Origin of the sequence: Parapedobacter pyrenivorans, from assembly GCF_014636865.1 — a bacterium.
Lineage (GTDB): Bacteria > Bacteroidota > Bacteroidia > Sphingobacteriales > Sphingobacteriaceae > Parapedobacter > Parapedobacter pyrenivorans.
Genome location: NZ_BMER01000001.1, coordinates 636,697 through 650,816, shown reverse-complemented (window position 1 = coordinate 650,816; position 14,120 = coordinate 636,697). Strand labels below are relative to the sequence as shown.

The window sequence follows — 14,120 nt, the reverse complement described above, 5'->3', positions numbered from 1 at the left end:
ATAGTTATTTATGGCGTTAGATATTAAACTGGGTGTAAGCACTTGGCTGTGGACATCTCCGTTCCGGACCGAAGAGGCTGCTGCGTTGTTTCGAAAAATAGCCGATCTTGGATACCGTGCCGTGGAAATTGCCGTGGAGGATCCACGATTGATCGATACACAAGCTATTAAAACAGTATTGGCTGCAAACGAGCTTGAAGTAATTATTTGTGGCGCGTTTGGCCCTACAAGGGATTTGACGAGCGACGACGAAAACCTACAGCAGACGGGGAAAGCTTATATCGATGATTGCTTGGAGATTGCAGAAGCGCTTGGCGCGCGGATCTTTGCCGGACCGATGTATTCGGCGGTCGGAAAAGCGCGTATGGTGCCCGCTGAACAACGCACAATCGAATGGGAACGTGCGGTGACCAATCTACGCTCCGTCTGTGACAAAGCCGCTGCCAAAGGAGTGGAAATTGCGTTGGAACCATTGAATCGCTTTGAGTCAGATTTAGTCAACAATGTGGATGATGTACTCCGCCTTATCCGTGATATTAATCATCCGGCGGCCAAGGTATGTCTCGATATGTTTCATATGAATATTGAGGAACCGGACCCCGAGATGGCCATTCGCAAGGCAGCCGATAAATTAGTCCATGTACAGGTTTCGGAAAATTATCGGGGTACGCCCGGCACCGGAAATGCCAGTTGGGATGCTTATTATCGTGGGTTAACAACTATTGATTATCACGGAGTGGTGTCAATTGAAAGTTTTACACCGGAAAATAAGGAACTTGCAGCCGCTGTGTGTATCTGGCGTGACCTTGCGGAAAGCCAAGATGCGTTCGCACGTGACGGATATAAATTTTTGCGTCGTTGGGCATCTGGCAATTGACGGCTAAGCATATACAAGAATAACTAACAAGAAAAATAAAACGAAAAAAGCAGACAACAAATATGAGTAAAAAACCAATCAATGTAGCCATTGTTGGCTTGGGTTTTGGAGCGGAGTTCATACCCATTTATCAGCAGCATCCAGACGCTAATATGTATGCCATCTGCCAGCGGAATGAAGAAAGCTTGAACAAGATAGGCGATACGTTCAGTATCGAAAGGCGGTATCGCGACTATGATGAGCTGTTGAAGGATGATCAGGTCGATGCCGTGCATATCAATACACCGATACCTAACCATGCCGAGCAGTCATTGAAGGCCCTGAGAGCGGGTAAACATGTGGCCTGTACCGTGCCGATGGCCACTACGGTAGAGGAATGCCGGCAGTTGGTGGAAGCGACAGAAGAAACGGGATTGACCTACATGATGATGGAAACCGTGGTATATGCCCGTGAGTTCCTCTTCATGAAAGAGTTGTACGAAAAAGGCGAATTGGGTAAGATCCAATTTCTTAAGGCCAGTCACCAACAGGATATGGAAGGATGGCCAAACTACTGGCCGGGATTGCCGCCGATGCACTACGCCACACATTGCGTGGGTCCGGTATTGGGGCTCACACGCAGCGAAGCCGAATATGTGTCGTGCTTCGGCTCGGGCACCATCAGAGAGGAATTACACCGACATTACGGATCGCCATTTGCGGTTGAAACTGCCCATATCAAATTCAGGGACTCGGATTTGAGTGCCCATGTCTACCGTTCGCTGTTCGATACAGCCCGGCAATACCGGGAAAGTTTTGAGGTATATGGCTCCAAGAAGACCGTGGAGTGGCCATTGATAGAAGGCGATCCACTGGTAGTGCATACTGCTAAGAAAGAAGAGCACGAAATCCCGGAAGCGGTAGTTTGCCCGGATTATGCCCATCTGTTGCCGGAGCCCATTCAGCATTTTACGACCGGCGGCGTTTACGACGAGGATGATAACCAACATCTTTCCTTTACCCAAGGAGCTGGTCATGGTGGCTCGCACCCGCATTTGGTACACGAGTTTATCAGCGCGTTGGTGGAAGGCCGTCGACCATTCCCTGATGTACGGCAGTCTGCCAACATCACCTGTGTGGGAATTTTGGCACACGAGTCGGCATTGAAGGGTGGCGAGCTGGTCCGGTTGCCCGAATTTACGCTGGGGGTTCGATGATGATCGACCCCCTTTTATTGACGTAGCATACAAACTATCTGTTGGATAGATATAATAGTTATAAATCAATAAACGTCATTTGAACAATAAAATGAAAAATCTAACTAGAATGCTGTTTTTGGCACTGATACCACTGTTCCTTTGGAATTGCGGTGGCCAAAGGAACAGGGATGATGGACCAAGGCGGCTGGAGCTGTTTTTCCTTGGCCATGCAAGTAAGCATCACGATTCTGAGCTGTTGGCCGACATATTGGCCCAGGAGTACTTTACCGAGGGAATCAACATCACGTATTCGAATGATCCTGAAGAACTCACGCGCAAAGATCTTCAGCGGTACGATGGATTGATTGTGTATGCCAATCACGATTCCATCAGCCCAGCACAGGAAAAAGCGCTGCTAGACTATGTAGCGTCGGGCAAGGGGTTCATTCCATTGCATTCTGCCTCGTATTGCTTCCGCAATTCACCGGAAGTAGTAGCGCTTATTGGTGGTCAATTTAAAAGCCATGGAGGCGGGGCCTTTTCCGCCGAAATCGTTAAGCCGGATCATCCCGCCATGGAGGGAGTGACAGCGTTTGAGACCGAGTGGGATGAAACGTATGTACACGATCATATCGCTGATGATATCGTCGTGCTGATGGAACGGGTAGACAGCACGGGTCGTGAGCCTTATACTTGGGTAAAGGAGTACGGCAAAGGGCGTGTGTTTTACACCGCTTTCGGCCACGACGAACGTACATTCCGAAATCCGGGATTCTTGCAACTGGTGAAAAGCGGAATCCGGTGGGCAGTGGGCGAGGAAGCGGTAAAGAAGATGGAGGCGTACACCATTGCCCAGCCTACTTACGAAGAGGGTCGGATGCCAAATTATGAGCGTCGCGATCCGCCCCCGCGTTACCAATTGCCGCTCAGCGCCGAAGAATCGCAAACGCTGATACAGGTGCCGGTTGGTTTCAAGCTGGAGCTTTTTGCCAGTGAGCCGGATATCAGAAAGCCCATTGCCATGGATTGGGATGAAAGGGGAAGACTGTGGATCGTGGAAACGGTCGATTACCCCAATACCGTCCGGAATGACAATAGCGAAGGCGATGACCGCATCACGATCTGCGAGGATACCGACGGCGACGGCAAGGCGGATAAATTTACGGTCTTCGCGGAAGGCTTGAATATCCCCACCTCATTCACTTTTGCCAATGGTGGCGTCATCGTTGCGCAAGCACCCGATTTTCTCTTTCTCAAGGATACCGATGGAGACGACAAGGCTGATGTGCGTGAAGTGCTGATTGAAGGCTGGGGTACGTATGATACCCATGCTGGCCCTTCGCATTTGCAATATGGGCTGGATAACAAGATTTGGGGTACGGTGGGCTATTCTGGATTTGAGGGTACCATTGGCGGGCAACCGTTCAAGTTTGGTGCGGGGGTATACCAGTTTGATTCAAGTGCGAAGCACTTCGAATTTTTGGGCAATACCACAAATAATACCTGGGGACTTGGGTTTTCGGAGGACTTTGATGTTTTTATTTCCACGGCTAATAATGAGCATAGTGACTTTTTTGCTATCCCGGCGCGCTATTACGAAAAGGCAAACTTGCACGAGCGGGGTATCGAAAAGATCGACGGACATTATAATATGCATGTGTTGACCAAGGAGCTGAGGCAGGTGGATGTGCATGGTGGATTTACCGCTGCCGCTGGGCACAGTCTTTACACGGCACGGGCGTTTCCACAGGAATACTGGAACCGGGTAGCGTTCATCTCGGAACCCACGGGCAGGTTGGTTCACCGGCACATCCTAGAGCAAGTAGGCGCTGGATTTAAGGAAAAGGGAGATGGTTGGAACCTGGTGGCCAGTTCCGATAACTGGTTTGGACCGGTCGCTGCAAAGGTTGGTCCGGATGGTGCGGTATGGGTGTTGGACTGGTATAACTTTATCATCCAGCACAATCCGACACCAGATGGCTTTGAAAACGGGGAGGGGAATGCTTATATCGACCCATTGCGTGATAATACCAAAGGTCGGATTTACCGGCTGGTGCACGAAGATGCCAAAAAGTACAAGCCGTATAAATTGAATGCAGAGCGCCCAAGCACATTGACCGGTGCGTTGGAGAGTGACAACATGTTCTGGCGGCTTACGGCGCAACGGTTGTTAGTCGAATCGGGGAACAAAGACGCCGCCGGCGATTTGCATGACTTGATAGGTGATCAATCCGTTGATGATGTCAATGTAAACGGTGCAGCTACTCACGCGATATGGACATTGCATGGATTGGGATTATTGGATGGCACTGACGAAAAGAGCTTGTCCGTAGTTATCAAAGCGTTGAAGCACCCCGCTCCCGGTGTGCGGAAGGCAGCTATCCAGACGCTCCCCATCGGCAATGCTGAGGTGGTGCAGGAACTGCTTAAATCCGGTGTTATGCAGGATCCGGATTTGCGGGTACGATTAGCAGCATTCCTGGCGTTAGCAGACGCAACGCCGACGGCCGAGATCGGAAAAGCGATATTCGATGCGGTGCAACAACCCGAAAACATCGGCGACAAATGGCTATCACATGCGCTATTGATTGCAGGTGCCGTGCACCGGCAAGCGTTTATGGATGGCTATCATCAGAAATTCGGACATCCGGATTTATCGAACACCGATGGTTCGTTGGCTGAGCGTATTTTCGCCGGAAAACGCATGTCAGTACTGCCGTTGAGTACCGAGCGCGGTGGAATGGTGGGCGGGCGTCAGATACCCGACTTCGCCAATCAGGAAATCAGTTTCGTAACAGATGTGAAACGGCCGGAGATGCGTCGTATTCTGTTGGAGGGCATATTGCTATCGCATGGAGACCAAAAAGATGGTTACACTGTTTTCTTAAAGGATGATAAAGTGCATTTTCAAGTAAACCAAAAAGGCCGGAAGGTGATAATCAGCTCAACAGATTCATTGCCTCGCGAATTTAGCGTGAAGGCCTCGTTGCTGTCCGACGGAAAAATGACCTTATCGATTGATGGTAACCAAGTGGCCGAAAGCAAGACAGTCGGTCTATTCGCTGAAGTGCCGCCAGGAGTTATTCGAGTAGGAAACAACCGCCAACGTCGCTGGGGTGATGCGCCTCCTATACCCAATGTAGGCGCCTATCCGGACGACTTCGATTTTACGGGGTTATTGGAGAACGCACGGCTTGTCATCGTCAATACACAGGAGGAGGGCCAAGATGATGCCGTAGTGGCTGAAAATTCGATTACCATCAAGGCCATCATCGGCGAGATGAAATACGACATTACCAACTTTACCGCCAAGGCGGGGCAGACGTTGAAGATTGTCTTTGAAAATCCGGACCACATGCAACACAACCTATTGATTTTGAAGCCGGGTACGTTCGAAAAAGTAGGTCAGGCTGCAGATGAACTGGCTAAGCAACCCAATGGTGTTGAAATGCAGTATATCCCGGCTACGCCAGACGTATTGTTCAGTACGCCATTGGTGAATCCCGCGGATCGCTATGAGCTAACATTTACGGTACCCGCCACGCCGGGTGATTATCCGTATGTATGTACGTTCCCAGGGCACTGGCGCATCATGCACGGTGTAATGAAAGTGACCAATTAGCAAGTACAATGTGATGAACTAGCAAAAGAAAATCCGCTTGAAAGCTCTTCAGGCGGATTTTCTTTTGCTAGGTTTGGGAATGGCAGCCGATCAAACAAAAATATCAATATAGACCACTTCCTCCGAAACCGGCATGATGCCATGTTTTTGCAGTGAATTGAAGTATAGACTATCTCCTTCAAAAAGATGGTATTCGGTGTCTCCTACTTTCATAGACATTTCGCCTTTAATTACATAAATGAATTCCTCGCCATCGTGCGATAATTGGTGAAGTTTCACTTCATCCTTTCGGGCTACAAAGAGGAACGGCTGCATCTTTTTCTTATGGAAACCCGATGCGAAGGGATAAATGTGATATCCTTTATCGGTTAAGGTCAGGTTTCCTTCTGCGGTATCTTTTTTCGTGTGGATAGCGTTCAACCAGCCCTGTTCTTCCAAGAGACTCGAAATATCTGTGGCCAGCGCTTTTGCAACCTTAACCAACGTTGCCACCGATGGCACGGTAAGGTTGTTTTCAATCTTGGAAATCATGCTCTTTGACAATCCGCTGGCATCTGCTACTTCTTGGAGGGTTCTTTTCTGGTTGATCCGCAATGCCTTTACCCTATCTCCAATATTCAGTTGAGGACTCATTTCTATTGTTGGTGTTATACAAAAATGCGTTTAAACCACATTCGTTGGTAAACTGTGTTGAACCAATTATACAAGGTTTAATCAAATCAAACAAGAAAAATGTTTAGTTATCATTTAAGATGTTGTTTTGTAGTGAGTTAATTTAAAGGACAATCGGCGTAACGCGTACCAACTCTTCTTCTCCGAGGTCATGATGAACCGGATTGATGAGCGGCCGGCCGAGCTGTTCCCAACTCACTTCACAGCTATCGCCATGCTCGAGGTAAAGCTGATTGCCGAAGCTGAAGGCATCGGCTCCGAAAAAGTGGACATGTACCTGTCCAGGGATACGATGGGCATCGTACTTAAAATGGTGGTGTTCGAGGTTTGCTAGCGAGTGTGCCATATAGTGTTCTCCGCTCATGATATCATGCTGCCAGATTTCGTCTCCATTCCTACGGATTTTGACACGGCCTGCAAGGGTTGAAAATGGGATCCCCACAGCTAATTCCGGACCAATAGCGCATTGCCGTAGTTTCGAAGGGGCGAGATAGAGGTAGTTCTTTTTTTCCATCACGTGATCCGAAAACTCATTTCCATTGCAGAACCCGACCCTGATCGGCGTTCCTTGCCGGTCAATGATATATAAACCAGCGATTTCCGCTTCTTCACCACCGTCATCTGCATAGGACGGTATGCGAAGAGATTGTCCATGTGCCCGGAGGATTGCACCACTCCCTTTATAGAACCATTCAGGCTGCGTACCTACCTGCCCGGTTTCGGGTTTACCCCCCTCAAGGCCCCATCGGTATATTTTCATGCTATCTGTCAGCCCTTCGGGTTCTTTGATATGCATAGACTGTCGGTTTAGCGCGCTTGATCGATGCGTCAAACCGGTGCCTGAAACGAGGCAGGCATACGGATTAGTTGGGTGATCAAGGGGAGACAATAGTTTCCACAGGGTTTCACCATGGTATATGGCTCCATAGTCCAATGCTTCGTCGGTCACTGCAGAACGCACAAGGTCCCCAAAGGATAGTTCCTTTTCGAACGCTGCCAAAACAAGGAAATATGCGGAATTGAATTTTTTATCAAGCAGCATCAGGTGCGGTTCGTTGACCAATGCAACGCGACGACCCTGCTGTGGGTGAATCAATTGAACTAATCTAATGGTTTCCATGTCGAGTAATCGTTTGTGGGTTAACTTATTGTGCAATCCAACCGCCATCGATGGCAAATCCTGCTCCAGTGACAAAACCAGATGCCGGACTGGCAAGATACAGGGCAATCCCGCCAATTTCCTCGGGTTGTGCCCATCGCTTCATGGGAATCTTGGAGATGAAGGCTTGGTATTTTTCCGGGTCTTCCAACAGGGGCAGGTTAAGCTCGGTAGCGAACGGGCCAGGTAGCAGTGCATTCACATTGATTTGGTCTTCCGCCAGCTCGATAGCAAGTGAACGCGTAAGTTGAAGGATTGCACCTTTACTTGTCGCATAAGGTGTCCGTTCTGGGATTGCGGTCAGCGAAAGCATGGAACCAACATTAATGATCCTTCCGTAACCATTTTTCTTCATGTGGGGCACGACTTCCCGGCAAGCAATCCATGCGCCATTGACGTTTACCTGTTGTACTTTTTGGAAATCCGCAAATGAAAGCTCCTCAATCCGACCGCGGATATTGATGCCTGCGGAATTGATGAGGATATCTATTTTGCCAAATTGCTCGACAGTATTTTGGACGGTGGATACAATCTGCGCTTCGTGGGATACGTCGCAGGTAAGGCCAATGCAGTCGACCTGATAATTGCTGCTGATTGATTCCGCGGATTTCAGGTTGGTTGCTGTATCGCGGGCGGCAATTGCGACATTCGCACCGGCGTCAGCCAGGGCATTGGCCATCGCAAGACCTAGCCCCCTGTTGCCACCGAATATCAGCGCAGATTTTCCATCGAGTTTGAATTGTTCTAAAATAGGATGTGTCATGTATGGTAAGCGTTGTTATTGGATAATGGTAAAATTTCTGAGATCTGTTGTTTTCAGGGTTAAGCCCATGCCGGGCTTTTTATCGTCGAGTTGCAGGTTCCCGTCTTCAGCTACGGCTTCACCATTGAAAATATACCAGAATAGCTCGTTCCCCACTTCGATTTCGGTTTTCGGGAAGTACTCGGCCATCGGCGAGGCAAAGGAGCTCATGACCACGTGTAAGTTGTGCATTTGCCCGCCGTGTGGAATAATTTCTATCCCTTCGTTGTACGCAAGGGTACAGATTTTCTGTGCTTGTGTAAACCCGCCTACCCGGTTAGTGTCGAACTGGAAAATATCAAGTGCATCGGCCTTTACCAGATCATAAAAGCCGAAATGGCCGTACTCATGCTCGCCGCCCGAGAGCGGAATCGCGGTATATTGCTTTAATTTGTTGAACAGGTGGATTTCGTCGGGAAGGAGAAGCTCCTCAACCCAGCGTAGGTTATAGGGTTCGAGTTCCTGCAACAATCGCTTTGCATAAGGAAAATTGAAGCCCATATAGGCTTCGAGCATGACGTCGACATCATCGCCCACGGTTTCGCGTACCAGCCGGACCATTTCGACATTTTTCTTCATGCCCGCAAGCCCGTCTGTAAGCGGATAGCCACAGCGTAGCTTCATGCCTTTGAATCCCAGTGATTTGTAATGTGAGGCTTCCGCCTGAAGATCGTCGAGATTGCGGGTATAAAGCCTGCTGTAGTAGGAGGGGATATATTCCTTCGTCCGCCCACCGAGCAACATGAACACCGGTTGTTGCATCACCTGCCCCTTGATGTCCCAGAGGGCGATATCCAGTGCGCTGATGGCAGCCATCACGGCACCTTTCCGACCGTAAGCCACGGTAGAACGGTACATCTTTTCGTAGAGGTACTCGGTATGGAGTGGCGATTCGCCGATGAGCAAGGGAGCAAGTCTGGTGTCTACGATGAGTTTGGTCACATCGGGGCACAACCCGGCATTGCCAATCCCCACATGCCCGTCGGTCGTTTCCACTTCCACAACCAACCAAGAGAAAAAGCGGTAAGGCGCCTGTGCATCGGTTTGGAAAGGGAGTAAACTAACGGGTGTTGCAAAGATCGTATCTGCTGTTTTTACCGGACCTTTCCAAACATATAGTTTTGTTTTGATGGACTTGATGTTCATTTGACAGTTGGTATTTGTTTGTTTTATCTAATGTTTTTATCGCCTATAACTTGAAACTGGCTTCTTTTCCGCTATACGTGATGGTCTTGAACTGACCTCCCGGAAACAATTCGACAGTGAATACCCGGTCGGCCACCTTTTTTCCGTCGCTATGCGTCGGCTTCAGGGTCAGGGTGCGGCTGGCATCATCCCACGTAATCGTTGTTTGATTGAAGGTGCCTTTGAGGTATTCCTGGCTGTTGCCATCATCCTCGTACAGGGTGAATGTCCCATTTGCTCCTCCGTATACCTTCAGGGTGGTGTTGCCGCTCACTTCTTCGGCGGTATATTGCCTGACCGGATCGAACGGAATGATGGCTCCGGCACGGACGTATAGTGGCAACGTTGCCAAATCTACTTTCCGCGCAATGAAACGTCCGCCCGCTATCACTTCGTTGGTCCAGAAGTCGTACCAATTGCCTTGTGGTAGGTATAAATTCCGAGAGGTTTGTCCACGTTCGTAAACCGGAGCAACCAGCAGGTCGTCACCCCAGAAATACTGGTCATCCATATTGGCAACGTGGCGATCGTCCGGGTAGGCAACCCACATCGCTCGCATGGGCGGGACTCCGCTATCGTACGTCTCTTTGAAAATGGAGTAATTGTACGGAAGCAGTTGATACCGTAGATTGAGGTATTGGCGAGCAATCGGCTCAATCAAGGTATTCCTCAATTCGTCGGGATAAGGATATCCGTGCTGAAGCGTGGCATCGCGATTTTCGCTGTCGAAGATGGACGATTCAGGCGGACCTACGTGACCCTGGTTCCATCCCCAAGGGAGCCGCAGATGCCAGGTACGGCCGTGGGCCCGAAACGAAGCGGTAAATGCCGCGAACTGGAACCATCGGATATACAGTTCGCCGGTAAGCTCGTTTGTGGGAACGAATGCTGCAATATCTGCACCCCAGAAAGGTGTCAGGCTGACCGAATGATTGAGGCCAACCGCAATATGCGTTTGGAGGGTTTTCCATCGGCTGCTGGGGTCTCCGGACCAAATCCAGCCACCGTAACGATTCACACCGCTATATCCCGTTCTGTGCAGGCTCCAAGGCCTGATATTGGCTTTGTCGTATAACGGACCTTGATAGTACATTTTGTGCCGTGCGACGCGGGATTCGGCAGAAAGTCCCTCGCCACCATCAGGCCACCATGCATCGACCAGGCTGTTGGCTGCACGATGCCTGTTCCAAAAATGGTTGATGTTGCCGGTATCGGTCGGATTGGAACCGTCAATGGACGCGCCATGGAGGTTGCGTGGCGGGGCATAGTTATGAAGCACCACCTTGAAATCGAGGTTTTGTAAACTATCGATAATCCCCTCGGGGTTAGGGAATATAAGTGGATTGAAGTCGAACGAATCGTGGCCGTTATTCCAGCCGGTGGGTGTAAAACCCGTTCCCAAATAAATGAGCGCATCAGTTGGCAGGTTACGCTCACGTAGGTTGTGGGCCACCCAAAATAGTTCATCGGGGCCCGAAAGGGTACGATGGGACTGCATGTATCCCAACGACCACTTCGGCGGTAACGGCGTTACTCCAGCTATTTTCCGGTATTCCGTGAAAATTTCGATAGGCTTGGTCCAGCACGTAGCGATGAACGTCAACGGTTGTTCCAGCATTTCTAGTGCTGGAAGGAATTTGCCATCTGCATGGCGCATATCAATGAAGTTGCCCTTGCTAATGGGGTGGTGGAAAAACAGCGACCAGCCGTTAAGTCCGATCAGCATCGGAGCTGCGATGTAGGCCCCATGCGTAGCCAACTCATAAGACGCATTTCCATCCTTCATCGGGTGAAGAAAGCCTCTCCGGTCTAGGTGATCCAGCCTTCCACCTTCACCCATTCCATAAACAGGTGCAGGTGTCTGGAAAGATGTGGCACCCGTCTCTTCATCCGGCCAGGCGAACTCCTGTATCACGGTTCCCTCCCGATCTTCGATGCTTACCGAAAGCGGGGATGAGCGGATATGGATAGTGAGCGCGCCGGCTTTTTTGGTTATTTCGCCGCCAGCTATGGTCGTTCCCCGCCAGAGTAGGGTACGGGGATAGTCGATGAGCACATCGGAAGGCGGAGATACCGTGGGTTCCCCATTAGCTCCAAGCGGAGACAATTTGATTTCCAATGTGAGGTCGGAAACCTGTGAGATAGCAAGTTCGGCTTTTCTTTTTCCGTAACGGATTTCGGTGCTGCTTTGCCCGTAAACCGTTACACTGCATAGTAAAACCGCTGTTATCGTCCAAAGGATTTTCATGATGAACTAAATTAAAAAGTAAGTTCCGTGGGCGCGCCGGAATACGTGATTTCCCGAACGGTCCCTTGCGGAAGTAATTGTACCTTGAACGTCCGGGTACCGACAGCGTAACTGTTGTTTTCACCAGGGGTTACGGTCAGTTTTTTAGCCGTGTCGTCCCAAGCAAATGTCGTAAAAGCTGCTTCTCCCTTTAGGTAGTTCTGACTCACGCCATCGTCTTCATATAAGGTGAAGCGGCCGTCATCGCCACTGTAAACTTTAATGGTGGTGGGTTCGTTTACGTTCTCCATGGTATATTGACGGATCGGATCAAACGGAATGATGGCTCCGGCGCGTACATAAATCGGCATGGTTGCCAAATCTACTGCACGTGAGACGGTCTGTTTTCCATTTTCCTTTTTGTTGGTCCACCAGTCATACCAAACACCATCAGGCAGGTAAACTTCCCGCGTTTTGGCTCCTTTCTGGAACACTGGTGCGATCAGCATGTCGCGGCCCCAGAGGTATTGGTTTCCGAGTGTCCGGGCAATTTCATCATTGGGGTAATGGAGCCACATGGCCCGCATCAAAGGCAGTCCCTCGTTGCGGGCTTCCCAGCTAAGGGTGTAGACGTAGGGCAACAGCTGGTAACGCAGCTCAGTATAGTGTTTGGCAACCGGTTCGATTGCCGGGTTGTTGAGCTCGGATAGCAGGATATTCCGTTCAGGGTTACCGGTCGGAGAGTTGTCATTGGTGTTTTCGCGGACACCGACATTGTCGGAACCCCACGCCCATGGTAAACTCAATCTCCAGGTCCTTGCGTGTGATCGGAATGATCCGCAGAAAGCCCCAAATTGGAACCACCGCGCATACAGTTCACCAGTCTTTTCCTTGTTGGAGTAAAATCCGCCGATATCCGATCCCCAAAAGGGCCCAATACTTAACGAGTAATTGATACCCACGGCAATCTGCGCTTCGAGCGTTTTCCAGGAGGCATCGGTATCACCTGACCATACCCAGCCGCCCCATTGGGCGATACCGGGATAGCCATTCCGCTGTAAACTCCAGGGCCTAACGTTTGGTGTGGTATAAAGCGACCCCTGATAATACAATTGGTGGCGCTTGATCCGTTCATGCAGATTAAACCAATCGCCTTCATCCGGCCAGAAAAAATCAGTGCCGTCGTGTACCAACGCTTCGTGTTGTTTCCAGTAAGTTAAGAGATGTCCACTATCCACTTCTTCGTCGGCTCCTGCCGGGATGCTACCATGCAGTGTTGGTAATTTGTCGCGGTCCCAGGGCACCATATGCAGCCCTACCTTAACATGGCGGTTATGCATGTCCTGGAAGAATGGCTTTCCTCCCCGTTTGAAGATGTCCGGATGATAGTCAAAAGAAGGTTGTTCGGTATTCCAGCCCTTGGGTACGAAACCGGTACCGAGATAGATCACGGCATCTAACGGGATTCGTTTGGTTCTGAAGGTATCCACGATGCCGATCATCTGCTTTTCGGAATCGAGCGTCCGGTGTGATTGCATGTATCCCAATGCCCATTTTGGTGGCATTACTGCTGGTCCGGTGATCATGGAAAAGTCCTTGATGGCCGCCGTTGGGTCTTCCGCGTCAAAGACGAAAAGATCATAAAATCCGGGGATCACCTGGTCTGCCGGTGGTCGTCCCTTGGTTTGCCTTAATCGTTGATTGCCATGGGTTTGGGGCTGGTCTGCCCCTTTCTCCGGTTTCCATGGAACGAAAATGCCAGCTTCCTGGCCGTTTTCCAGATTGACCTCCACCCATGGAGTTGCCACAAAGAGCCCCCAACCCTCGGTACCCATTAACATGGCCACCGGATTACGTGAGCCGTAGGCATCGCTCTGCCAACGCGGTTGCATGTGGTGGTAGCGCCCCCGCCGGTCATACTCGACCTCCAGCGATCGCCAGTCACTGCCCTTTTCCGGTTCAGGACCGCCTTCACCCATACCAAGAATGGGGGCATCCCCCTTTTGGAAGGACAAGGTGCCGTCTTCCAGAAAAATGAGGCGTTGGATGACCCTGCCGGATTTACTGTTGCTGACAACGACCGACAGTGGATTACCTGTTACCTCGACAAGCATATTCCCGATCTGTTCGTTGACCGGCTGCGTTATTTCCCGAAGGCTTATTGCCGGTTCGGGGTATTGCCGGTCAACAACTGCAGGCGTTTTGGGGATATCGGCGACGTCCACGGGTTTGAGTGTGATGCGGAGGCTGTTTTCCCCTGCTTCACGGATATCAAGTTGTGCAGGTACACCAGCCGTCTGAAGCTTCGAACCACTGGTCGTGCATGCAACAAAAGCCGATATGCACAAACCTAAGAAGAATAGTGTTCTTTTTTTCATGATTTCAATACGATAGCATT

General features: G+C 50.2%; 9 protein-coding genes. 3 read left to right on the top strand and 6 right to left on the bottom strand.

What is annotated here, in order from left to right; translation table 11 throughout:
- The first annotated feature begins 10 nt into the window (after positions 1-10).
- The 3 genes from IEV98_RS02460 (at position 11) to IEV98_RS02450 (ending at position 5,677) form a co-directional block, all read left to right on the top strand.
- A complete protein-coding gene (locus IEV98_RS02460; RefSeq protein WP_188504339.1) occupies positions 11-877 on the top strand; it encodes a sugar phosphate isomerase/epimerase family protein in 867 nt (288 codons plus the stop codon).
- A gap of 62 nt (positions 878-939) precedes the next feature.
- Complete coding sequence (locus IEV98_RS02455; protein WP_188504338.1) at positions 940-2,073, top strand: Gfo/Idh/MocA family protein; 1,134 nt, start codon at positions 940-942, stop codon at positions 2,071-2,073.
- Positions 2,074-2,164: 91 nt separating this feature from the next.
- Complete coding sequence (locus IEV98_RS02450) at positions 2,165-5,677, top strand: PVC-type heme-binding CxxCH protein (RefSeq protein WP_188504337.1); 3,513 nt, start codon at positions 2,165-2,167, stop codon at positions 5,675-5,677.
- A gap of 90 nt (positions 5,678-5,767) precedes the next feature.
- On the opposite strand, the gene IEV98_RS02445 is transcribed toward IEV98_RS02450, so the two are convergent.
- The 6 genes from IEV98_RS02445 to IEV98_RS02420 all read right to left on the bottom strand — a co-directional run bounded on the left by IEV98_RS02445 (position 5,768) and on the right by IEV98_RS02420 (position 14,100).
- A complete protein-coding gene (locus IEV98_RS02445) occupies positions 5,768-6,310 on the bottom strand; it encodes a helix-turn-helix domain-containing protein (protein WP_188504336.1) in 543 nt (180 codons plus the stop codon).
- Positions 6,311-6,452: 142 nt separating this feature from the next.
- On the bottom strand, positions 6,453-7,469 hold the full coding sequence (gene araD1 / locus IEV98_RS02440) for an AraD1 family protein (RefSeq protein ID WP_188504335.1): 1,017 nt from the start codon (positions 7,467-7,469) through the stop codon (positions 6,453-6,455).
- A gap of 25 nt (positions 7,470-7,494) precedes the next feature.
- Positions 7,495-8,271, bottom strand: a complete 777-nt coding sequence (locus IEV98_RS02435; protein WP_188504334.1) for an SDR family NAD(P)-dependent oxidoreductase — start codon at positions 8,269-8,271, stop codon at positions 7,495-7,497.
- 15 nt (positions 8,272-8,286) lie between these two features.
- Complete coding sequence (locus IEV98_RS02430; RefSeq protein WP_188504333.1) at positions 8,287-9,456, bottom strand: enolase C-terminal domain-like protein; 1,170 nt, start codon at positions 9,454-9,456, stop codon at positions 8,287-8,289.
- A gap of 43 nt (positions 9,457-9,499) precedes the next feature.
- Positions 9,500-11,743, bottom strand: coding sequence for a glycoside hydrolase family 31 protein (locus tag IEV98_RS02425; RefSeq protein ID WP_188504332.1), 2,244 nt, complete (start codon positions 11,741-11,743; stop codon positions 9,500-9,502).
- An 11-nt stretch (positions 11,744-11,754) separates the two neighbouring features.
- Complete coding sequence (locus IEV98_RS02420; RefSeq protein WP_188504331.1) at positions 11,755-14,100, bottom strand: glycoside hydrolase family 31 protein; 2,346 nt, start codon at positions 14,098-14,100, stop codon at positions 11,755-11,757.
- Positions 14,101-14,120: the final 20 nt, after the last annotated feature.